Raw genomic sequence first — 23,271 nt, forward strand, 5'->3', positions numbered from 1 at the left:
CTCAGCCTGAACGAGCCGTCGAAGATCGACGACACCTCGTGGATCACGCCGGGCAAGTACGCGGGCATCTGGTGGTCGCTGCACATCGGCAAGGAGACCTGGAAGACCGGCCCGACTCACGGCGCGACCACCGACAACGCCAAGCGCATGGTCGACTTCGCCGCCGAGAACGACTTCCTGGGCGTGCTGATCGAGGGCTGGAACACCGGCTGGGACGAAGGCTGGCTCGAGGAGGGGGTCTTCGACTTCACCACGCCCACGGCCGACTACGACCTGGAAGAGGTCGCACGTTACGCTCGTGAGAAGGGCGTGACGATCGTCGGCCATCTCGAGAACGGCGGCGACGTCACCGGCTTCGAGGAGCGCCGCGAGGTGGTCTTCGAACTCTTCCGCGACCTCGGTATCCGCGCGATCAAGACGGGCTACGTGAGCCACGGCCAGGGCATCAGCCGCTACGACACCGAGGGCAACGAAATCGCCAGGGAGTGGCAGCACGGTCAGTACATGGTCCGCCACTTCCGCGACACAGTGAAGGCCGCGGCACGGTACGGCATCATGGTCAACGTGCACGAGCCGATCAAGGGCACCGGAATCCGCCGCACCTGGCCGAACATGATGACGCGCGAGGGTGCACGCGGGCAGGAGTACAACGCCTGGAGCCAGGGCAATGGGCCGGATCACACGGTGATCCTTCCGTTCACGCGTATGCTCAGCGGCCCCATGGACTTCACGCCGGGCATCGTGAACGTCATGATCGAGCCCTACAAGCCGAACAACCGCGTTCCGACCACGGTGGCCAAGCAGCTCGCCCTGTACGTGGTGATCTACTCACCCCTGCAGATGGTCACCGACCTTCCCGAGCACTACGAGGGCGAGCCGGCCTTTGGCTTCATCCAGGACGTGGCCGTGGACTGGGATAAGTCGCTCGGGCTGAACGGCGCGATCGGCGACTACGTGACCGTGGCGCGCAAGGAACGCGACGGCGATCAGTGGTTCCTGGGCAGTATTACCGACGAGAACCCCCGGCGGTTCGACCTGGCCCTGGACTTCCTCGATCGGGGTGTCGACTACGTGGCCTACGTCTACGCCGACGCCGAGAGCGCGCACTGGGAGACCAGGCCCAGGCAGACGAGCATCACGCGGAAACATGTCGATTCCGAGACCGTTCTCACGATCGAACTGGCACCTGGCGGTGGGCAGGCCATCCGCTTCCAGCCGCTCACCGGTGAGGAGTAGCCCTTGCTGAGTACCTTCGACTGGGTCGTCATCGCCGCCTACTTCGTGGGCGTGTTCGCACTGGCTTTCGGCGTGGCCCGGGCGGAGAGAACACGTTCGACGGCACAGGAGTACTTCCTGGCCGGCCGCCACACGGGCTGGTTCGTGATCGGGGCGTCGCTGTTCGCGTCGAACATCGGTTCGGAGCACCTGGTCGGGCTCGCGGGCACCGGTGCGGCGACCGGGCTCGCCGTGGGGCAGTTCGAGATCCTGGCCTCGCTGATCCTGTTGCTGCTCGGCTGGGTGTTCGTGCCCTTCTACGTGCGCAGTGCCGTGGTGACCATGCCCGAGTTCCTGGAGCGGCGCTACTCGCCGGGGGCGCGGGCCTATCTCGCCGCGATCTCGATCCTGGGCTACGTGCTCACGAAGATCAGTGTGACGATCTACGCCGGGGGCATCGTCTTCGAAGCCCTCATGGGGATCGATTTCTGGACGGGCGCGCTGATCGTAGTCGCCGTGACCGGCGTATACACGATCTTCGGCGGACTGCGGGCGGTGCTGTACACCGACATGCTCCAGATGTTCGTGCTCATCGGGGGCGCGATCGGTGTCACGGTGGTCGGGTTGAACGCCGTCGGAGGATGGTCGGAGCTCCGCGCCTCGGTGCCCGACGAATTCTTCAGTGTGTGGCGTCCCGCCGACGATCCCGACTTCCCCTGGACGGGCATCGTGCTCGGCGCGCCGATCCTGGGTATCTGGTACTGGTGCACCGATCAGTTCATCGTCCAGCGCGTGCTCGCCGCGCGCGACGAGGACCAGGCGCGCAAGGGGACGGTGTTCGCGGGCTTCCTCAAGATCCTGCCGCTGTTCATCTTCGTGTTGCCCGGCGTGATCGCGACCGCGCTGGCCAACTCGGGTCAGCTCGAACTGAATAGGCCCGACGAGGCGCTGCCGGTGCTCGTGAGCACTCTGCTGCCGGTGGGACTGCGTGGTCTGGTCGTCGCTGGTCTGTTGGCCGCACTCATGAGTTCGCTGAGCAGCGTACTGAACTCGTGCTCGACCCTGGTCACGTGGGATATCTACGGTCGACTCCGGCCCGAAGCGTCGCAGCGGCAGCTCGTGGTGGTGGGGCAGGTCGTGACCGTCGTGCTCGTCGGCGTGTCGCTGCTGTGGATTCCACTCATGGAGAACATCTCGGGCAAACTCTACCAGTACATGCAGAGCGTGCAGGCCTACATCAGCCCGCCCATCGCCGCGGTGTTCCTCCTCGGGATCGCGTCGAAGCGGGTGAACGGAGCCGGCGCGCTGGCCAGTCTGCTGGCCGGATTCGTGCTGGGAATGGGACGCTTGGTGCTCGAGTTGAACAAGGACGCGCTGGGTGACGGCCTGCTCTACGCCTACGCCGACCTGAACTTCCTGCACTTCGCAGTGCTCTTGTTCGTGATCTGCACGCTGGTGCTGGTCGGGGTCTCACTGGCCACGACCGCCATGGGCGACATGCGCCTTCGGGGTCTCACCTTCCAGACGCTCGGAGACGAGGAGATGGAGCCGGCCCACACGACGACGAAGCTCTGGAGCGTGGTGCTGCTGCTCTGCGTCATCGCCGTGTGGATCGTGTTCCGCTGATCGCTACTCGACGACCGGTCCGGCCGGGGTGACCGCGTCGGCATCGTGTTCGCCGGTGCAGATCCGGATCGTCTGGTCGAGCGGCTGGACGATGATCTTGCCGTCGCCCACGTCTCCGGTCCGGGCGACGGTGGCGATCGTGTCGACGGTCACGTCGACGAAGGCCTGCGACACGGCGATCTCCAGACGGATCTTCTCCACGAGTTCCATCTTCACGCGGGTCCCACGATAGGTGGCCACCTCGCTCGTTTCGCCGCCGTGTCCCTGGCAGCGGGAGATCGTCAGCCCCCGTACCTCGCGGTGGTACAGCGCCTCGAGAACGTCGTGCAGCTTCTCGGGACGGGTGATCGCGATGATCAGCCTCATCGGGGACCTCCCGAGAACGACGGCACGGGCGCCGCGACCGGCTTCGGATCGCCACTGTTCCCGGGGGAGGCGAGAACGGCCCCTTCGCCCTGGGCGTAGGCCTCCTCGCCATGTGCGCTCAGGTCGAGCCCCACACCCTCGGCGCGATCGTCGACACGGAGCGGCAGGAACGAACTCATGATCTTCATCATGGCGTTCAGGGCATTCTTCCCGCGGACGAGGCCTCCGTAGAAGAAGGCCAGGGCGGGGGTCATGAGCAGGGCGAGAGCACGCGCGACGAGCACGAAGGCCTTGTCCCCGGAGGAGATGGCGGGATCGGGACTCAACGGGTTGTCCTGGATCCTGGGAGCCCGGTCGGCGCCGTACGGTCGGGGTTGGCGAATGCAAAGCGTGTCCCATTTGGTGCATGAAATGCACAGAAAGCAGAGCGCATGACGAAGGCAGGCACCACGACAGATCATATGGCCACATGAGAATGCTGATACTGCAATGGTCGAATGGCAGGCCTGTGTGCGAGAGTGCTCTTGCGAACCGGCGTCCGTGTCGCCGTCGGTGGAAGAGGGGTCGAAGCCGGGCGGATCGCCTGTATGCTGCCCGTTCGATTTCGCCCCCTCCGTTCCGTGCGTTTCCCGAGAGGTCTTCCATGCTGCGCCACTGCCCGGCGATGCCACGCGTCGTCGTCCCGATCGCCCTGTTCACAATCCTCGCCTTCTCGCCGCCGATCGTGTCGGTGGCGGCGGCCGACGAAGAGGAGTGGAACGTCGCCTCCGCCGACATCGGCCCCACCCGGTCCGCGACCTGGACCCTCGCCGAGGGCACCTGGATGTCGGTGGACGTTGCCCCCGACGGCGAAACGCTGATCTTCGACCTGCTCGGCGACGTCTACACGATGCCGATCGAGGGTGGGCGGGCCACGCCGCTGCGCACGGGTCGCGCGTGGGAGATCCAGCCGCGCTTCTCGCCCGACGGCGAATGGATCAGCTTCACCAGCGACGCGGGCGGCGGCGACAACATCTGGGTGATGCGCCCCGACGGGAGCGAGGCGCGGCAGGTGACCGACGAGTCCTTCCGCTTGTTGAACAACGCGGTGTGGACGCCCGACAGTCGCTCGATCGTCGCCCGCAAACACTTCACCAGCCGCCGCTCGCTCGGCGCGGGCGAGATGTGGTTGTACGACGTGCAGCACGGGGGTGTTGGCGTGCAGTTGACCGAGCGGCCCACAGACCAGAAGGACGTCGGAGAACCCGAGATCTCCCCCGACGGACGGTTCCTCTACTACAGCATCGACGCCACGCCGGGGCCGGTCTTCGATTACAACAAGGATCCGAACGGCACGATCTACGAGATCCGCCGTCTCGATCTCGAGTCCGGCGACACCGAGACCGTGGTCGATGTGCCCGGCGGTAGTGTGCGTCCGCAGATCTCTCCCGACGGGCGTCGCCTGGCCTACGTTCGGCGTGTCCGGACGGACAGTTGGCTCGTGGTGAGGGACCTGGAGACCGGGATCGACCGCCCGATCACCGGCGACGTCTACCGGGACCAGCAGGAGACCTGGGCGATCTTCGGTGTGTACCCGGGCTTCGACTGGACTCCCGACGGTCGGTCGATCGTCATGTGGGGCAAGGGCCGTTTGCAGCGTGTGGACGTGGACACTGGTGAGGTCTCGCCCATCCCCTTCGAGGTCGAGGCCAGCCACACGGTCAACGTTGCCCAGAGGACCGAACCCCGGATCGGCGGTGAGACCTTCGGTGTCGAGGTGATCAAGTGGCCGCGGGTCTCGCCCGACGGCGCGCGGATCGTGTTCCAGGCGGTGGGCCGCTTGTGGATCCGCGACCTCGACGACGGTCGGCCCGAGCCGTTGACCGGCGACGACGACGTGTTCGAGTTCCATCCGCGCTGGTCGCCCGATGGCGATCGGATCGTGTTCACCACCTGGAGTGATGTCGAGGGCGGACGAGTGGTCACCGTGAACGCGCGGGGAGGCGATCGCCGCGTGGTGGTCGACGTTCCCGGTCACTACGCCGAGCCCGCCTTCTCGAACGACGGTGACTGGATCGTCTATCGTCGCGGCGGTGGCGACTCCTACCGCGGCCAGTTCTGGGCGACCGACCGGGGGATCCACGTCGTCGGGGCGAGCGGGGGCGAGCCCCGTCTCGTGACGGGGAATGGGATCATGCCGCGATTCGCCGCGGGCGACGACCGGCTGCTTCTCTTCCGCTCCGGAAGCCCGCGGCAGCTCGTGAGTATCGATCTCCTCGGCGGCGACGCACGCGTGCTCGCCACGAGTGAGCGCGCGGTGGAAATGGTGCCGTCCCCCGACGGCCGCTGGCTGGCCTTCCAGGAGTTGTGGGAGGTTTTTGTATGTCCGCTCCCACGTGCTGGTGGGCCGGTCGCCGTGGGACCCGAAATGGAGAATCTGCCCGTACGCCGCGTGAGCACGATCGCCGGCGAGTTCCTGGACTGGTCGGCGGACTCGCGTCGTCTGCGCTTCGGACTGGGGAGCGAGCTGTTCGAAGTCGAGGTCGCTCCGCGATTCGAGCCCGACGCCGATGCAGATGCCGAGCCGGCCGTCACCGAGCTCACGTGGGACCACCCGGCCGATGTGCCGTCGACGGACCTGGCCTTCACCAACGCCACGATCCTCACGATGGACGACGACGACACGGTCATCGAGAACGGCTCCGTTCGCGTGCAGGGCAATCGCATCGTCGCCGTGGGGACCGACGTCGACACCGGGGGTGCCGAGATCGTGGACCTGCAGGGCCGCGTACTGTTGCCGGGCTTCGTCGACACGCATGCCCACACCGGCTCGAGCAACATGGACACGCATGCGCAGCAAAGCTGGTCGTTCCTCGCCAACCTCGCCTTCGGCGTGACGACCACACACGATCCGAGCAACACGACGCGCATGATCTTCGGTAGCCGCGAGCTCATGGACGCAGGTCGTTGGCTCGCGCCGCGTATCTATTCGACCGGAACGATCCTCTACGGCGCCGAAGGAGACTTCAAGGCGGTGACCGAGAGCCTGGAGGACGCCGAGAAGCACCTGCTCCGGATCAAGGCCTACGGCGGGTTCAGCGTGAAGAGCTACAACCAGCCCCGGCGCGACCAGCGGCAGTGGATCATGAAGAAGGCCCGGGAGCACGACATGCAGGTCATGCCCGAGGGTGGTTCGACCTTCCACCACAACCTGACCTTCTTCGTCGACGGCCACACCACGATGGAGCATCCCATTCCCCTGGCACCGTTCTACGACGATGTGATGCAGCTCATGTTGCTGCCGGGTACGGCCTACACGCCGACACTGGTGGTCGGCTACGGCGGGCTGTGGGGCGAGAACTACTGGTACCAGAAGACCGAGGTGTGGAAGAACGAGCGTCTGCTCGAGTTCGTCCCGCGTGGTGTGGTCGATCCACGCTCACGGCGCCGCGTAATGGCGCCCGACGACGAGTTCTACCACGTGGATCTCGCGACCGGAGCGGCCGACTTCGTGAAGGAGGGAGGGATTGCGACCATCGGGGCGCACGGACAGATGCAGGGCCTGGGTGTGCACTGGGAGCTGTGGATGTACGAGCAGGGAGGCCTGGATCCCATGCAAGCCCTTCGCGTGGCCACACGCATGGGCGCACAGGCGATCGGCCTGGACCACGCGATCGGCAGTGTGGAGCGGGGCAAGCTCGCCGATCTGATCGTGCTGGCTCGCGATCCCCGCGAGGACCTGCGGCGCAGCGAAGAGGTCGACCACGTCATGATCAACGGCCGTCTGTACGAAGCGCGCAGCATGGATCAGATCGCTCCCGACGCAGAGCCCTTGCCACCGGGACCGCCGACCGAAACCGTCTTCGGCCTGGGCGTGCTCTGCGGTTGTGGGGCGCACTAGCGAGTCGCTCTGGGGGAATCCCCGATCCCGCGAACGCCGAGGTGTCGGGGATTCCTTCTGATCCGAGCTCATCCAAGCGCGCTCCCGACGCGAATCCCGTGGTGTCACGCCAACGCGTCGTCGACGGCGACGCGCTCCTCACGAACGGGAATGCTCGATCATGAACGCAGAGAACAGCGGAACCACGACCTGGCCCGACCTCGCGATCGGTCTCTACGACCGCCTCACCGGGCGCAATGCCGAGATCACCTACGAAGCCGACAACCTCGAGATCTCCGTGCCGAGTGCGGCCCACGACGAGGCGCGGCACGCGACCTGGCGCGTGAGCGGCACGCTGCGCGTGCGCACGCGCGAGAACGCGTGAGGCGGCTTCTCGTCGACGCCGATCTCAGGTTGAACGTCGGCGCTGCGGAGATCATCATCCGTAGCGTCGATTCCGACGCCCGGGTGGAACTCGGCAGGTGGCGCGACCTGGTCGCACTCTGGCCCCATCGCCGTCACCTGGGTGCCGCACTCGCACTGGCGCGGCGTCAGGGGATCGCGGGCGGCGTGCGCGTCCGCGGGATTCCCGTCTACGCCTGGTCGGCGCCCACCGGGAGTTGAGGCCCATCGAGACTTCCCGCATTCTCGTCACGGGAGCGACCGGCTACATCGGCGGGCGGCTCGTCCCTCTGTTGCTCGAACGAGGCTCCGCGGTGCGCTGCATGGCACGCGACGCCGACCGTCTCACGGGGCGAACGTGGAGTGACGACGTCGAGAAGGTCGGTGCCGATGCTCTCGACGCCGATTCGCTCGCCCCCGCCCTCGAAGGCGTGGACACCGCGTACTATCTGATCCACAGCATGAAGGGCGGCGAGGACTTCGCCGCGCGCGACCGCGAGGCGGCGCGCAATTTCGGCCGGGCCTGTCGTGCCGCGGGTGTGCGACACATCGTGTACCTGGGCGGTCTCGGCAGTGATCATCCCGATGCGTCCTTGCACCTGCGGTCCCGTCACGAGACGGGCGAAGTGTTGCGCGAGAGCGGGGTGACGACGACCGAACTCCGGGCCGGGGTGGTGGTGGGTTCGGGGAGCCTGGGCTTCGAACTCATCCGATACCTCACCGAGCGCCTGCCCGTGTTGATCTGCCCGCGCTGGGTGTTCACGGAGACCCAGCCGATCGCCGTGCGCGACCTGCTCCGCTACCTGGTCGCGGTCGCCGAGCGCGAGAGCGTGCAGGGGCGCATCCTGCCGGTCGGCGGGGCGGAGACACTCAGCTACGGCGACATGATGCTCGGGTACGCGAAGGTGCGCGATCTGCCGCGCCGTCTGTTGCCGGTTCCGGTCCTCAGTCCGCGACTGAGTTCGTACTGGGTGCACTTCGTCACGCCGGTGCCCGCCGACATCGCGCGGCCGCTGATCCTGGGGCTGCGGAACGAGTCGGTCGTGGAGGACGACGTCGCCCGCCGGCTGATGCCCGACATCGAGCCCGTCGACTACGAGACGGCGGTGCGTCGCGCCCTCGACAAGCTCCGCGCCGAGACGGTCGAGACCACCTGGGCCGGAGCGCTGTCCTCGAGTCAGGAAGGCCTTCCGCCGGCCCGGCTGACCACCCGCGAGGGGATGATCGTCGAACAGCGTGAGGTCGAGGTCGAGGCCACACCGCACGACGCCTTCGGTGCGTTCACACGGTTGGGGGGCGAGTTCGGCTGGCCGGCGCTGGAATGGGCCTGGCACGTGCGCGGGGTGCTCGATCGCATCGTGGGTGGGGTGGGCATGCGCCGTGGGCGGCGCCATCCGACCGAGCTGCGACCGGGCGATCCCCTGGACTTCTGGAGGGTGGAGGAAGTCGTTCCCGACGAACTCCTGCGTCTGCGGGCCGAGATGAAGGTACCCGGTGGGGCCTGGTTGGAGTTCCAGGCCCACCGTGACGCCGAGGGCCGTACCCACATGCGGCAGACCGCCTACTTCGCCCCGCACGGTCTGTTCGGGCTGCTCTACTGGTACGCTCTCTACCCGGTGCACGGGCTGGTCTTCGGCCGCATGATCGCCCGGTTGGCCCGTGTCGCCGAGGACGATTCGGGGCGAACCGCCCCGGCGTGACGCCGGGATCACGGGAGAATTTTCGCATTCCGCAATGGCGGTCGAGGTCGGGGGCTGCTACCGTGCCATGGTACGAGAGGTGAGAACCACCTCCGCCCACCTCCGCGGTCGGTCGCAAGCAGGGCCGATCCACGCTTCGCGCAAGGCCCCGCCTTCGTCCGAATGCGGGGCTTTCGCGTACGCAGTGGTGGGGACTGGCGAGTCATCGCCGGTCGGGCCCGGAGCGATCCGGATCCAACGATGACGTCACGGTACTCCGGAATGGTCCGGAGATCGGGGAACGTCGGGAGAGGGGGCGGCGAGATCCGATCCCCATTGGACAAGCGAGAAAGCAAGTCGTGAAGAAGCTGTATGTAGGAAACCTGCCGTTCAGTGCCACCGAGTCCGAGGTCCAGGCGCTCTTCGCCGAGCACGGGACCGTCAACTCGGTCGCTCTCATCAACGATCGGGAGACCGGTCGTCCGCGTGGCTTCGGATTCGTCGAGATGGAAGACGACGGCGCCGACAAGGCCATGAACAGTCTGAACGGTTACGAGATGGGCGGTCGTGCCCTTCGTGTGAACGAGGCCCAGGAGCGCCGCGGTGGCGGCGGCGGCGGTGGAAACCGCGGTCCTCGTCGCGAACGCTGGTAGGTCTCCCGCCTGCGTTTCCGGCCCTCCCACGGTTCCTTGCCGTGGGAGGGCGTTTCGTACCGGCCTTCCTGGCCGGTCATGCCCCCGAGATCACTCGTCCCACCCAGTGACCTCGAGCCCAGGATCGTAGTTTGAACGATATCAAGACGCTGGGGAGAACCCCGGCTCCGATCGCCGGCGATGTTCCGTCGTCGGCCCCCGAACCCACCAGTCCCCGCGAAGAACTCGTCGCGTCCGCTCTGCGGCCGTTCCAGCGATCGAGTATCCGCGGCAGTCTGTGGCAGCTCGCCAACAGCCTGATCCCCTACGCCGGCCTGTGGGTCCTGATGGCCCACACCGTCGAGGTCTCCTATCCGCTCACGCTGGGGCTCGCGGTGCTGGCCGCCGGCTTCCTGGTCCGGATCTTCATCATCTTCCACGACTGTGGTCACGGGTCGTTCTTCCGCTCGCGACGCGCGAACGAGTGGGTCGGCTTCCTGACCGGGGTGCTCACCCTGACGCCCCATCACAAGTGGTGGCACGACCACGCGCTGCATCACGCCCACGCGGGAAACCTCGATCGCCGGGGCGACGGCGACGTCTGGACGATGACCGTGCAGGAGTTCCGCGAGGCCTCCCGCTGGAAGAAGCTCGGCTACGTGCTCGTGCGGCAGCCGCTGTTCATGCTCACGGTGGGCCCGTTGCTGGTCTTCGTGGTCCAGCACCGCTTCCCGAGCCGGTCGAGCCGGGCGAAGGAGCGGCGGAGCGTGCTGCTCACGAACCTCGCATTGGCCGTCGGCGTCGTTACGCTGGGTCTGACGATCGGTTGGCTCGACTACCTGGCCATTCACCTGCCGATCCTGATGATCTCCGGGGCCGCCGGCATCTGGTTGTTCTACGTGCAGCATCAGTACGAAGAGACCTACTGGCGCCGTGAGGAAGAGTGCGACTTCTTCGACGCCGCGCTGCAGGGCAGTTCCTGGTACGACCTGCCGCGCGTGTTGCAGTGGTTCTCGGGGAACATCGGGTTCCACCACGTGCACCACCTGAGTCCGCGGATCCCGAATTACCGGTTGGAGGCCTGTCACCGCGCCTTCGAGGTCCTGCGGTCGGTGCGTCCCCTGGGTCTGCGACGGAGTCTGCGCTCGGCGCAGCTACGGTTGTGGGACGAGGAGCAGCAGCGTCTGGTCGGATGGCACGCCGCCTGGCGGGGTGGAGCCCGCGATTCCGTCTGACGCGGAGACGACCGCCATTGGCCGTCGGCGATCCTGCCACTAGACTGCCCTGCGTCGTCTATCCAGCCGTCCGGAGTCCGCTCCCTTGGGAATCGCCGCCGACATCTCGCTCATCGTCGTCTTCGGGCTGATCCTCGGCGCGATCGCGCACCGGCTGGGGCAGCCGCTGTTGCTGGGTTCGATCGCGGCGGGCGTGCTCCTCGGGCCGCACACCGGACTTTTCACGATCAGCGATCCCCATGAGATCGAACTGCTCGCCGAGATCGGCATCGCCCTGCTGCTGTTCTCGATCGGCATCGAGTTCTCCTTCGACTCGCTGAAATCGGTGCGGAAGGTCGCGCTGCTCGGCACGGCGATCCAGATGTCGCTGACCGGTGTGCTGGGCTTCGGCCTGGGACGCTTCCTCGGCTTCGCTCATGTCGAGTCGCTGTGGCTGGGTGCGCTGGTGTCGGTGTCGAGCACCATGGTGGTCCTGAAGACACTGGCCGGCAGCGGGGTGCTCGGCACGCTGTCCAGCCGCGTGATGCTGGGCATGCTGATCGCGCAGGATCTGGCCGTGATCCCGCTGATGATCGTGATGCCGCAGTTGAGCGGGCCGGAGTTCGACGCCACGGCTCTCGCGTGGGCGATCGGCCGTGCGGCGGTGGTGCTCACGATCCTGGTCTACGGCGGGCGCCGGGCGGTGCCCTGGCTCATGCATCGCGTCGTCGGGTGGGGTTCGCGCGAGTTGTTCCTTCTGACGGTGATCACCCTGGGACTCGGTGTCGGCTATCTCAGTCACCTGCTGGGGCTGTCGTACGCGCTGGGCGCCTTCGTGGCCGGTCTGGTGTTGAGCGAGAGCGAGTACGGGCACCAGGCGCTGAGCGACGTCATTCCGCTGCGAGATCTCTTCGGTCTTCTGTTCTTCGCCTCGGTGGGCATGCTCTTCGACCCCGTGTTCCTGGTCGAGAACCTCATGGCCGTGAGCCTGTTGGTCGTCACGGTGTTCGCAGGCAAGGCGGTGTTGTTCGGCGGGATCACGCGGTTGTTCGGATACCGGTACATCGTGCCCATCGCCACGGCGCTCACCATGGGCCAGATCGGAGAGTTCTCGTTCCTCCTGGCCCAGATCGGGCGGAAGTCGGGCGGTGTGGGCGAGGAGCTGCACTCGCTGGTGATCTCGACGGCCGTGGTCACCATGATCATCACGCCGTACATGGCGCGGCTGGCCGCACCGATCTACCGGGCCCGGCAGCGGCGACGGCCCCGGGGACCGGCTCCGATGGATGCCGGCGACCACGCGCCGCCGCGTCGGCCGGTGGTGATCGCGGGTGCCGGACGGGTCGGGCGGCGGCTCGCGCGGATCCTGCGGGAACGGGACGTCGAGGTCGTCCTGATCGACTTCGACCAGCACCGGGTGCAGATGGCGCGAGCCGACGGCTGCCCGGTGATCTTCGGGGACGCGGCGCAGGATCCGGTGCTGCACGCGGCGGGGATCGAGCGGGCGCGCATGGTCCTGGTGACGGTGCCCGCGGCCGTCGACTCGCTGGCCGTGGCCTCGCGCATCCGGGCGCTGGCGCCGAACGTGCCGCTGGTGGTGCGGACCGACACGCTGGAGGAGGTCGGGCCACTGCTCGCCCTCGGCGCGTTGAACGTGGTCCAGCCCGAGTTCGAGGCGGCGCTCGAGATGGCCCGGGAGGCCCTGGCCGAGCTCGACGTGGACGAGGCCGAGGTCCACGAGCGTCTGCTCGCCGAGCGGGCCTCCGAGTTCGGCCCCGAGACCGGCGCGCGGCGGGAGCCGAGCGCCCGATGAAACCTCGCCGACGTGGCGTCGTAGGAACGACTCCGCGCCCCGACTCCCCTGGTCCCCGGAACGAGACTCCATGAAGCCGATGCGTGACCTCCTGCTGGGTCTGGCCGCGGTGGCCGGACTGTCCGCCTGTGGCTCGGCGCCGCCGGGCCCGCCCGCGACCCCGATCGAGCCCGATCTGGCCGTGGCCACCTTCGACTCGGCGTGGGCGATCATCGAGCGCAACCATTTCGACCCCGAATTCGAGGGCGTCGACTGGCAGGCCGTCCGCGAGGAGCTGCGCCCGGAGGCGGCCGCCGCCGAGACCAACGAGGAACTACGGCACGTCCTCCACGAGATGATCGGCCGCATGCCGCTGTCGCACTTCGCGATCTATCCGGCCGATGCGGTCGATGCGCTGAGCGAAGAGGACGACGGCGCCGACGACGGGCACACGCACGGCCACGCCGACGTCGGGATCGAGATCCGCCTCGTCGACCGGGACGTAGTGGTCTGGAAGGTGCGGCCCGATTCCCCCGCCGACAGTGTGGGCATCGGCACCGGCTGGGTGCTCGAGGCGATCGACGGTCATCGCCTCGACGATCGACTCGAACGAGCGGGCGAGGACATCGAGGCCTCGGATCTGGAGATCCTGGCCATGCGCTACTCGACCGCTCTGCTCACCGGGGCCGAGGGTTCGACCGTCGAACTCGTCCTGCGCGACGGGGCGGACACCGAACACACCTTCGAGCTCGAGCGCGAGACCGCCCCCGGCCGCATCACGCGCTTCGGCAACCTTCCGCCCATGCGCGTGTCGCTGCGCGACCAGGAACGCACGCTCGACGGAACTCGCGTCGGGGTGATCGACTTCAACATCTGGCTGGTGCCGATCGCCGCCGACTTCGATCGGGCCATCGATCGCCATCGCGGTGCCGACGGGCTGGTCCTGGATCTCCGCGGCAATCCCGGCGGCGTGGCCGGCATGGCCATGGGCTTCGCCGGCCACGTGCTCGACGAGCGCGCGTCGCTGGGCGTGATGAGCACGCGGACCACGCGGCTGGAGATCCGCGCGAATCCGCGGCGGGTGAACCCGGACGGCGAGCGGGTCGAGCCCTTCGACGGGCCGCTGGCGATCCTGGTCGACGGCCTGAGCATGAGCACGTCGGAGATCTTCGCGCAGGGCCTGCAGACCATCGGCCGGGCCCGTGTGTTCGGGCAGCGTACGCCGGGCGCGGCACTGCCGTCGCAGATCGTTCGACTCCCGAACGACGACGCGCTGCAGTTCGCCTTCGCCGACTTCGTCGATCCCGAGGGCGTGCGGCTCGAGGGCCGCGGCGTGATTCCCGACGAGGTCGTCCCGCTCGATCGCGACGACCTGCTGGCCGGTCGCGATGCCCCGATGCAGGCGGCCCTGGAGTGGATCGCGGCCGAGGCACGTCCCTGAGTCACCGAGAACGTTTCCACGAAGCCCCCGTTTCCCCAGGAGCGAGTCCCGCCATGAAGAATCCCGTCGCCCTGCGTGTGCTGACCGTCGTCGGCGCGCTGACCCTGTTCGCCGCCGCGACGCCGGCCGCCGCCGACGATCACCTGCCCACCGCGCGCGAGGTCGTCGACCGCTACGTCGAGGCGATCAACGCCCGCGAAGCCCTCGAGGACGTCGAGTCGATCAAGAGCACCGGAACCTTCTCGATCCCGGCCCAGGGCATGTCCGGCGAGCTGACCATGTGGCAGAAGGCCCCCGACAAGATGCTCACGCGGATCACGCTGTCGGGCATCGGCGAGATCGAGCAGGGCTACGACGGCGAGGTCGGCTGGTCGATCGACCCCATGCAGGGCGCCATGCTGCTCACCGGCGCCATGCTCGACCAGATCCGCGACCAGGCGAACTTCCGCGGCATGCTCTACGAGGACGACGACATCGACACGCTCGAGATGATCGGCGAGGCCGAGTTCCAGGGCGAGCCGGCCTACGAGATCCGCGTGGTGTCGGCCGCGGGTCTGGAGACCACGCAGTTCTTCTCGGTCGAGTCCGGCCTGCTGCTCGGGCAGAAGATGGAACAGCAGTCGCCCATGGGCGCGGTGCCGGTCACCCAGGTCATCGGAGACTACCAGGAGTTCGGCGGCCTGCTGCTGCCCACCACGAGCACCGACCGCATGATGGGAATGGAACAGAAGATGGAGATCACCTCGATCAGCGTCGAGGCGATCGACGACTCGGTGTTCGCGGTGCCCGCCGAGATCGAGGCGCTGGCCGAGCCGGAGTGATCGCGACCAGGACCTGCTTCTCGGAACGGCCGCTCCGTGCTCGGAGCGGCCGTTCCTCGTTCGGGGTCACTTGGCCAGGGTGATCTTGCGTGTCTCGTCCTTCCGCGGCGTCGTGGCGCGGAGCAGGTACACGCCGGAGGCGAGCACCTCTCCGCCGTCGTCGGCGCCGTCCCACTCCACGCCGTGGGTTCCACGCGGCAGCTCGGCCTCGTCGAGCAGGGTACGCACGAGGCGTCCGCGCAGGTCGTAGACGACCAACGTGACGGTGGTCGCCCGCGACAGGCCCAGTTCGACGTCGAGGTGGGCGTTGAAGGGATTCGGAGTCACCGACGCGAGCAGGCGTCGGGGGGTCGGGGTGTCGACGGCCGTCACGCCGCTCGAGGCGTCGGCCCCGGCCTCGAAGTTCGTGGTGATCTCGGTGCCGGTCAGGGCCCGGTCGTGGATCGCGGCCAGGTGGATGGTGCCGGTCCATGCGACCTCGGTTCCGAAGGCGTATTCGCCGGCGATGGCCACGCCGTGCGACGGATCCCAGTCGTCGAAGGTGCCGGAGCGGGTGGTTTCGACGGCCAACTCCCCGTCCACCCAGATCCGCGCGGTTCCCGCCGCGTCGCGCGTGAGCACCACGTGCTGCATCGTGGTCTGCACCGTACCGCCGTCGGTGGCGAAGGTCGGCAGGCCGTTGTCCTTCGTGCCCGTGCGGATGCGGGCCGAGTAGTGATCGGAGTCCACGTCGACCTTCCCCTGCGACAGCGTGACGTTGCGGAGGTAGCGATCCTGCGAAACCGTCACGATCCGCGCGGGTCCGGTCTGCGTGGCGTCGGAGGGACGGACCCAGGCCTCGACGGTCACCGCGTCGGAGGCACGGCAGGCCTCCACGATCTTCACGGCCGGATCGGGCGAGCGCACCGACACGGCACTCGTCAGGTCGAGGCCGCCGTCGGTGCGCGACGTCCGGGTGGTGTCGGCGATCACGAGGTCGAGAGGCGTGCCATCGGGGTCCACGTCGAGCACGAAGCCGGGCCGGCCTCGTTCGAAGTCCCAGAGCGCGACCTGGGCGTCGTCGACGCGATTCCACGGACGGTGGACGAAGGCCGAGCGGTCGGTGCCGTCGGTCGCGTTCGGCGTCGAGGCCAGGTCGCGCACGCCGTCGGTGCTCAACTCGTAGGTCGTGCCCACGGTCATCGGCGCGGTGTCGATCCACACGGTGCGTCCGTCGGACTGCAGGGTCACGTCGAGCACGTCGACACTGGGCTGCACGAGGTAGTGCGCGGGGTCGACGGCCGACACCGGATCCACGGCCTCGGAGAAACGGGCCAGGATCCGGTCGAGGTCCGGCTCGGTGGATCGGGTGAAGACCAGCGAGGGCGGGGTGACGTCGTCGGGCGGTGAGACCGTCTCGTCCACGGCGAGGTTCTCGTACAACGTCACCGTGTCGCGGAACCAGCTCACCGACAGCACGTCGAGATCGCCGTCGCCGTCGATGTCGACGAGGTTCGCGCCGTCGTGGTGCTCGTCGCCCTGGTACACCAGGTGCTCGGTCCACGTGCCGTCGCCGCCGTTCTCCAGGACGAGTAGGCGGGAGTCCTCGGGCGTGGCGTCGTCGTGCTCGCCGACCACGACGTCGAGGTCACCGTCGAGATCGAGGTCGGCGGTGTCGAGGCTCATGGGACCGATGACCGTGGCGATCTCGGTCCCCGGCCACGAGGCGGTCGGATCGGACGGTTGCCGGTACCAGGTCACCGGACCGGTCTCGCCGATCGCTTCCACGCCCATGACGATGTCGAGTCGACCGTCGTGGTCGAGGTCGATCAGGCGGTGACGGTCGGGGGGCTGCGCCGAGCTGGCGATCTGCACGCTGCTCCACGCTCCGCCTCCGTCGTTGCGCATCCAGGCGGTGCCGGTCGACAGGTCGAGATCGCCGTCGCGGTCGATGTCGCCGGCCTGCAGCTGTTCGTTCTGGGTGAAGGTCGACAGGTCGGTGAGCGACCAGGCCCCCGTGGAGGGGTCGGCGGGAACGGTCAGCAGTTCGATGCCGTTGCCCCGGGCGTGCCAGCTGAGGGCCACGGCCTCGGGGACGACGCCGTTCTGCAACGAAGTGGTGAAGCGACCGTGGGCGACGCCCTGCAGGAAGTCGCCCTCGCCGGTGGCGATGTCGCCGGTCACCGTGAAGTTCCCGGCGCCGTCGTTGCGGGCCCAGGCGAAGATCGGCAGGTCGTCGCTCCCCTTGCCCTCGGTGCCGAGCACGTCGAGGTCGCCGTCGTGGTCGAGGTCGGCGACGACGGCGGCCGTGTTCAGGGGCGCGCCGATCGTGCGACGCGTCCAGTCGCCGTCGGGCGTGCCGGGGTTCTCGTACCACCAACCGCCGCCGATGGCGTCGACGTCGCCGTCGCGGTCGATGTCGCCGTGCAGGACGAACACCGCGCGCCAGGGGCGGTCGGCGTCGAGCACGTGGCGCTGCCAGTTGCCGAGGGACGATCCACTCGGGTCGACGTTGCGGGCCTCGGCCAGCCGGCAGGTCCCGCTCTCCGAGCCCAGGAACAGATCGACGTCGCCGTCGCGGTCGAGGTCGCTGGCGGCGAGGGCGTTCGACGACGCGATGGTCTCGATCGTCCAGCCGGACAGGGGGCCACCGTCGCTGCGCAGCAGGACGGAGCGCGCGGCGTCGTTGCAGTCGCGACCGGCGAGGACCACGTCGAGGTCACCGTCGCGGTCGACGTCGAGCGTGCGCAGGTCTTCGACGCGGCCTAGGGCCAGTCCGCCGAGACGCGCGATCTCGCGCGGACCGGTGCGGGCGTCGTTGTCGATCCAGCGGATCTCACCACACACGTCGGGGTCGACGGTCAGCAGATCGGTCTTGCCGTCGCGGTCGGGGTCGGCGGTCCAGGCGCGCGTTCGCGGACCGAGGTCGCCGGGAAGGGCGAAGGCTGCCCAGCTACTGCCGTCGTTGCGCCACCACGATCCGCCGCGCCCCATGTCGAGGTCGCCGTCGGCGTCGAGGTCCGCGATCCAGCCGCGTGGATCGGAGGTGGTGGTCGAACCGAAGCTCGACGAGGTCCAGTCCTGGCCGTCGAAGGTCGACGCGCGCACGGCCGACGAACGCGCGAGGGCGACGACGTCGAGGGCGCCCGTGGCGTCGAGATCACCGATCTTGAGATCGCCCACGCTGTCGCCCACGGCCGCGATCGTCGTCTGCGCCCAGTCACCGCTGCGGTCGCCGGGGTTGGCGAACCACACGAGGTCGGAGGCACCGCCGGTGGTCGCGCCGATCAGGTCGAGGTCGCCGTCGGACTCGACGTCGGCCCAGGCGGTCGCCGACAGGGAGACACCGGTCGGGATCGTGCTCGTGGTGTGGTCCGGGCCGTAGAGTGCGCGCACGCCACCGTCGACGGTTCGGACGACGGCGTCGATGTTCCCGTCGTGGTCGAGATCGAGGGCGTCGACGCCGCGGACGGACAGGCCGTCGCCGTCGTCGACGAGACAGGCCGCATCGGTGTCGAAGGCTCCACCGACGTTGCTGGTGGTCTGCAACCACACGTTCAGCCCGGGCGCGCCGTTCGTGTACGGTTTGCCCACCAGATCGGGTCGCCCGTCGGCGTTCACGTCGGCGAACTTCGACTCGTGGTTGCCGGTGCCGACGCTGATCGTCTCGGCGACGAGGTTGCCTCCGCCCTGGCTCAGGAAGACCCGCGACTCGGCATCGCTGCCGGCGCCGGGTGTGTGCATCTCGGCCACGAAGAGATCGAGCCGACCGTCGCGGTCCACGTCGACGATCTCGAGGGAGTGGCCGTTCTCGACGTCGGGATCGAGCTCGTTGGCTTGCCATGTCGCTCCGTCCCACTGGTACCACACGAGCGGGCCATCGGCGTCGCCGGGGACGATCACGATCTCGGGGCGGCCGCCCTCGACGAGCTGGCCCACGGCCGAACGCGTGAAGGCGCGCCCGTCGGCCACGAGGTGGGCGGTGAAGCTGGTGCCGCCGGTGAATTCGAACCAGTGGCCGGCACCGATCAGATCGATCGTCCCGTTGCCGTCGACGTCTCCGGTGGCCAGCCCCTCGGAGTCGTCCGGACCGTCGAAGATCGCGGTGCGCGACCAGGTACCGGCCGTGGTCGGGTCGGCCGGGATCTCGGCCAGGTACAGAACTCCACCCGCGCCCTGGTTCCAGAACGCCAGCTCCAGGTCGCCGTCGGCGTCGAAGTCACCGAAGGCCTGGTCGTGGTGCTTGTCGGCGCCGCCGTCCTTGATCAGTCGCCGTGCCCAGCCTTCCGTGGGGTAGGGGGGCGGCCCGGGATTCTCCCACCACCACACCCGGTTGCTCCGGTAGTCGCCGCCGAACGAGACGTCGAGATCGCCGTCGCCGTCGACGTCGCCGAGCGCGCCGCCGGCCTCGATCGGCAGGGTGGAGGTGTCGATCACCGCGCGCTCCCATCCGGTGTCGCGACGGAAGAACACGGTCACGGCGGGTGATTCCGTGCGTTCGGCGACGACCACGTCGTCGCGGCCGTCGCCGTCGAGGTCGCCCACCAGGCAGGCGGTCTGTTCGTCCCCGGGGTTGGGAGCGGGGATGTTCCCGGATTCCGTGGATTCCACGGCCCACTCGAGTGCACTCGCGGTCGGGGCGATGGCGATGACGAGCCACGCCACCAGTGCCGGAACGAGGAGGCGTGGGGGAGGACGGTACGTTCGGTCGGAGGTCTTTTGCAGGGTCTTGGCCATGGCCTGGGCACTCCTCTCGTGGCACGCCGGCGTCGTCGGGCCACGCGGATCGGGGGTGGTCGGTCGAGGCCGTGTGCGGATCGATGGAGTCGGGTCGGCTCGATGTCTGGAGACCGTAGGACGAATCCCGGAGTCCGCAGGCCGGTCGGGCTGCGGATTGCGGAAACCGGGGCGAGAGGCCAGCGACTTCGGCCGACCTCCCGGGCATGGGGGAAATCCCGTCTCCCGCATGGGGGAAACGCTCTCCGGTCGACTGCGCGTCGGTTGAGGCTGCGTACCGGGGTGTCGAAGTGCTAACCTCTTCCCGGCTCCCCCCGTGTCAGGCAGAACCACCTCGAGCGAACGCAGAACCATGTCGACCTCCACGACCGACGACCCACGCGTGCCCTCCGGCCTTCACGGCCTCGACGATATCCTGCACGGCGGCCTCCCGCCGGGGCACTCCTATCTGGTGCACGGGCAGCCCGGTTCGGGAAAGACCACGCTGGGCATGCAGTTCGCCATGGAAGGCGCGCGGCGGGGCGAGAAGGCTCTGTACGTCACGAACTGCGAGACGGTGGGACAGATCGAATTCATGGCGCGCGGCCATGGTTGGTCGCTCGACGGTGTCGACGTCCACTATCTCGACACCGGCGAGATCCTCGGCGAGGAGGGCGAGCAGTCGCTCTTCCACGTGAACGAGGTCGCGTTCCCGCGCACGCTCGACACCCTGGCGAAGGCAGTCGACGAGGCCCGGCCCGATCGGCTGGTCCTGGACTCGCTCACCGAACTGCGCCTGTTGGCCGCCGAACCGCGCGCGTTCCGTCGCGAGCTGCTGTCGCTGACCCGCTTTCTCACCGAGATGGGGTGCACGAGCCTGCTGTTCGACGATGCGAGTGCCGACGTCTCCACGCTGGCGAGCGTCGTGAACGGGCTCGTCGATCTCGAGCAGGTCCCACGCAACTACGGTCCCGATCGTCGGCGCGTTCGCGTGCGCAAGCTCCGGGGCACGGACTTCCGGTCGGGCTACCACGACTTCCGGATCCAGCGGGGCGGGATCCGTGTCTTCCCGCGTATCGAGCAGAACGGCCAGCGCGACGAGGTGGCCGACGACCGTCTGTGCAGTGGGGTGGCAGGGCTGGACGAACTCATCGGCGACGGGATCGTGCGCGGCTCGAGCGTGTTGTTCCAGGGGTCCACCGGTGGTGGCAAGTCCACGCTGGCGGCGCAGTTCGCAGTGGCGGCCGCCGAGCGTGGGGAGTCGTCGACCATCTGCGTCTTCGACGAGTCGCGTGGCATGCTGTTGAAGAGGACCGAGAGCCTGGGGATCGACGTGCGGAGGCACGCCGAAGAGGGTCGGATCGATGTTATCGAGATCGACCCGGCCGAACTCACGCCCGGCGAGTTCAGCCATCGGATCCGGCGGGACGTCGAAGAGCGCGGCATCCGGTTGCTGGTGATCGACAGCCTCAACGGGTACGTCCACGCCATGGCCGACGAGCGGATGCTGCTGGTCCACCTGCACGAGTTGTCGAGCTACCTGGGATCGCACGGGGTGACGGTCCTGTCGATCCTCGCCGAGCATGGCGCGCTCGGCGCGGTCGCCTCCACAGTGGAGGATCTCAGCTACATCTCCGACGCGGTCCTCTACTTCCGGCACTTCGAGTACGCCGGCGAGGTCCGCCGTTGTATCTCCGTGTACAAGAACCGCGGAGGCGGGCACGAGCACACCATCCGCGAAATGAAGCTCGGGCCGCGAGGTATCCACGTGGGAGAGCCCCTGAGGAACTTCCGGGGCGTTCTGAGTGGGTCCCCGGAGTACGTCTCCGATGACATCCCCGAGCGCGGGGAGGGCCGCGACGATGATCGGATCTGACACGTCGAACAGTCCGGTGCTGATCGTGTCGTCGGCGGCTTCCGACGCCACCATGGCGGCCCGGGTCCTGGCCGAGAGCGGTCTGACGACCGCCGTCTGCCGTGACGTGCACGATCTGTGTGCGCGGATCGACGAGAGCACCGGCGCCGCCCTCGTGACCGAGGAGGCCCTCACGCCCGTTGCCCAGCGAGCCCTCAGTGCCCGGCTCGCGGTCCAGCCGGCGTGGTCGGACGTCCCGCTGATCCTGATCATGTCGCGGGATCGGGGGGCGATCGAGGGATACGAAGTCTTCGAAGAGGTCGAGGGCTCGACGCACGTCACGATGCTCCGGCGCCCCCTGCACCGAGCGACACTGGTTTCGGCGGTCCGTTCGGCGCTCGAGGCCCGTCGGCGGCAGATGGCGATCGGCGAGGAACTCCGCGCCCGGCGCCGCCGTGAGGTCGAACTCGAGGAGAGCCGCGCGGCGTTGGCCAAGTTGACCGAGACGCTCGAACAGCGTGTCCGCAAGCGCACGGCGCTGGCCGAGAAGCGGGCCGACGGCATGCGACGCCTGGCGGTACAACTGGGCGATGCCGAGCGCCGGGAGCGTCAACGGCTCGCCGAGGTCCTGCACGACGGCCTGCAGCAACTCCTGCTGGCCGCGCACATGCAGATCGGTCAGTTGCGCTCGAAGGCCCCGGAAGAACTGCTCGAGCGGATCGAGAAGATCGATTCGATCCTGCGCGAGAGCATGGTCGGCGCCCGCACGCTGTCGCACGAGCTGAGCCCACCGGTCCTGTCGAACGCCGATCTGGGTCGGAACATGGAGTGGCTACGCGGTTGGTTCCAGGAGCACCACGGTCTGCGGGTGACGTTGGGCCTCGGCCAGGAACTGCCGACGGTGTCCGAGACCACGCGCTCCTTCCTCCTCAATTCCGCGCGTGAACTGCTGATGAACGCGATCAAGCACTCGGGCTCGATGGAGGCGGGGATCTCGGTCGACAGCCGGCGCGACACGCTGATCGTCGAGATCAGCGACGGGGGATCGGAATTCGATCTCCAGACGGTCGAACGAGCTCTCGAGGAACGGCACGGATTCGGCCTGGCCCACATCCGGGATCGGATCGAGGCCCTGGGCGGGCGCATGGACGTCGACACCACGTCGACCGGGGGAGGGCGGTTCCGGTTCTCGATTCCGATCGAGAGTCGTGAACCCACGGAAGCCGATGCGCCGACCGCGAGCCGGCAGCCGGGCGACACACCGGTCGTGCGTGTCCAGATCGCCGACGACCACGACGTGATCCGCGAAGGCATCGCCGTCGCCCTCGACGAACAGCCTGGCATCGAGGTGGTGGGAGAGGCCGCCAACGGTCGCGACGCCGTGGCCATGGTCGAGCGCGGCCGTCCCGACGTGATCGTCATGGACTTCCAGATGCCGTTGGTCGACGGCGTCGAGGCCACGCGTGAGATCCTCGACCGCTGGCCCGACGTGCGGGTGATCGGACTGTCCGTGCAGGACGACCCGAAGGTCGTCGAGGCCATGAAGAAGGCCGGTGCACGTCGCTTCGTGTCGAAGCACGCCCCGATGTCCGATTTGATCCGCGTGATCCGCGAGGTCGCGGGCGAGGGCGTTCCGGCGAGCCCTTCGGCCTCGGCGGCCGAGTCGTCCTGAGC

At 68.2% G+C, this 23,271-nt stretch carries 15 protein-coding genes and 1 pseudogene; 13 read left to right on the forward strand and 3 right to left on the reverse strand.

Annotated features, from left to right (window positions below):
- Positions 1–1,236: glycoside hydrolase family 97 catalytic domain-containing protein (locus VKA86_05260; protein ID HKK70606.1), on the forward strand; the 1,236-nt coding region annotated here is incomplete at its 5' end.
- Between the two features lie 3 nt (positions 1,237–1,239).
- Positions 1,240–2,841 (forward strand): sodium:solute symporter, encoded by a 1,602-nt coding sequence (locus tag VKA86_05265; GenBank protein HKK70607.1) that lies wholly within the window; start codon positions 1,240–1,242, stop codon positions 2,839–2,841.
- A 3-nt stretch (positions 2,842–2,844) separates the two neighbouring features.
- On the opposite strand, the gene VKA86_05270 is transcribed toward VKA86_05265, so the two are convergent.
- Together VKA86_05270 and VKA86_05275 are read right to left on the reverse strand one after the other, a co-directional pair.
- On the reverse strand, positions 2,845–3,207 hold the full coding sequence (locus VKA86_05270) for a P-II family nitrogen regulator (protein HKK70608.1): 363 nt from the start codon (positions 3,205–3,207) through the stop codon (positions 2,845–2,847).
- 185 nt (positions 3,208–3,392) lie between these two features.
- Positions 3,393–3,548, reverse strand: a pseudogene (locus VKA86_05275) (ammonia channel protein).
- A 302-nt stretch (positions 3,549–3,850) separates the two neighbouring features.
- Between VKA86_05275 and VKA86_05280 the strand changes: the two are divergent.
- The 9 genes from VKA86_05280 (at position 3,851) to VKA86_05320 (ending at position 15,047) form a co-directional block, all read left to right on the forward strand.
- A complete protein-coding gene (locus VKA86_05280) occupies positions 3,851–7,087 on the forward strand; it encodes an amidohydrolase family protein (GenBank protein HKK70609.1) in 3,237 nt (1,078 codons plus the stop codon).
- A gap of 160 nt (positions 7,088–7,247) precedes the next feature.
- A complete protein-coding gene (locus VKA86_05285; protein HKK70610.1) occupies positions 7,248–7,451 on the forward strand; it encodes a hypothetical protein in 204 nt (67 codons plus the stop codon).
- Positions 7,448–7,690, forward strand: coding sequence for a hypothetical protein (locus VKA86_05290; protein ID HKK70611.1), 243 nt, complete (start codon positions 7,448–7,450; stop codon positions 7,688–7,690). The genes VKA86_05285 and VKA86_05290 overlap by 4 nt, the downstream gene beginning before the upstream one ends.
- A complete protein-coding gene (locus VKA86_05295; protein ID HKK70612.1) occupies positions 7,687–9,168 on the forward strand; it encodes an SDR family oxidoreductase in 1,482 nt (493 codons plus the stop codon). Before VKA86_05290 ends, VKA86_05295 begins: the two co-directional genes overlap by 4 nt.
- A gap of 338 nt (positions 9,169–9,506) precedes the next feature.
- Complete coding sequence (locus VKA86_05300; protein ID HKK70613.1) at positions 9,507–9,800, forward strand: RNA-binding protein; 294 nt, start codon at positions 9,507–9,509, stop codon at positions 9,798–9,800.
- Between the two features lie 131 nt (positions 9,801–9,931).
- Entirely contained in the window at positions 9,932–11,014 is a 1,083-nt protein-coding gene (locus VKA86_05305) for a fatty acid desaturase (protein HKK70614.1), read from the forward strand.
- A gap of 85 nt (positions 11,015–11,099) precedes the next feature.
- A complete protein-coding gene (locus VKA86_05310; protein HKK70615.1) occupies positions 11,100–12,806 on the forward strand; it encodes a cation:proton antiporter in 1,707 nt (568 codons plus the stop codon).
- A gap of 70 nt (positions 12,807–12,876) precedes the next feature.
- The gene (locus tag VKA86_05315) at positions 12,877–14,226 is read left to right on the forward strand and encodes a S41 family peptidase (protein HKK70616.1); all 1,350 of its coding nucleotides are present in this window, start codon (positions 12,877–12,879) and stop codon (positions 14,224–14,226) included.
- A 53-nt stretch (positions 14,227–14,279) separates the two neighbouring features.
- Positions 14,280–15,047, forward strand: coding sequence for a hypothetical protein (locus tag VKA86_05320; protein ID HKK70617.1), 768 nt, complete (start codon positions 14,280–14,282; stop codon positions 15,045–15,047).
- Positions 15,048–15,113: 66 nt separating this feature from the next.
- Here VKA86_05320 and VKA86_05325 read toward each other — a convergent pair whose 3' ends face one another.
- Positions 15,114–19,763, reverse strand: a complete 4,650-nt coding sequence (locus tag VKA86_05325; GenBank protein HKK70618.1) for an FG-GAP-like repeat-containing protein — start codon at positions 19,761–19,763, stop codon at positions 15,114–15,116.
- Between the two features lie 352 nt (positions 19,764–20,115).
- Between VKA86_05325 and VKA86_05330 the strand changes: the two genes are divergently transcribed.
- Positions 20,116–21,618, forward strand: coding sequence for an ATPase domain-containing protein (locus tag VKA86_05330; protein HKK70619.1), 1,503 nt, complete (start codon positions 20,116–20,118; stop codon positions 21,616–21,618).
- On the forward strand, positions 21,605–23,269 hold the full coding sequence (locus VKA86_05335; protein HKK70620.1) for a response regulator: 1,665 nt from the start codon (positions 21,605–21,607) through the stop codon (positions 23,267–23,269). Before VKA86_05330 ends, VKA86_05335 begins: the two co-directional genes overlap by 14 nt.
- Positions 23,270–23,271: the final 2 nt, after the last annotated feature.

It is taken from the genome of Candidatus Krumholzibacteriia bacterium, assembly GCA_035268685.1.
GTDB lineage: Bacteria > Krumholzibacteriota > Krumholzibacteriia > JAJRXK01 > JAJRXK01 > JAJRXK01.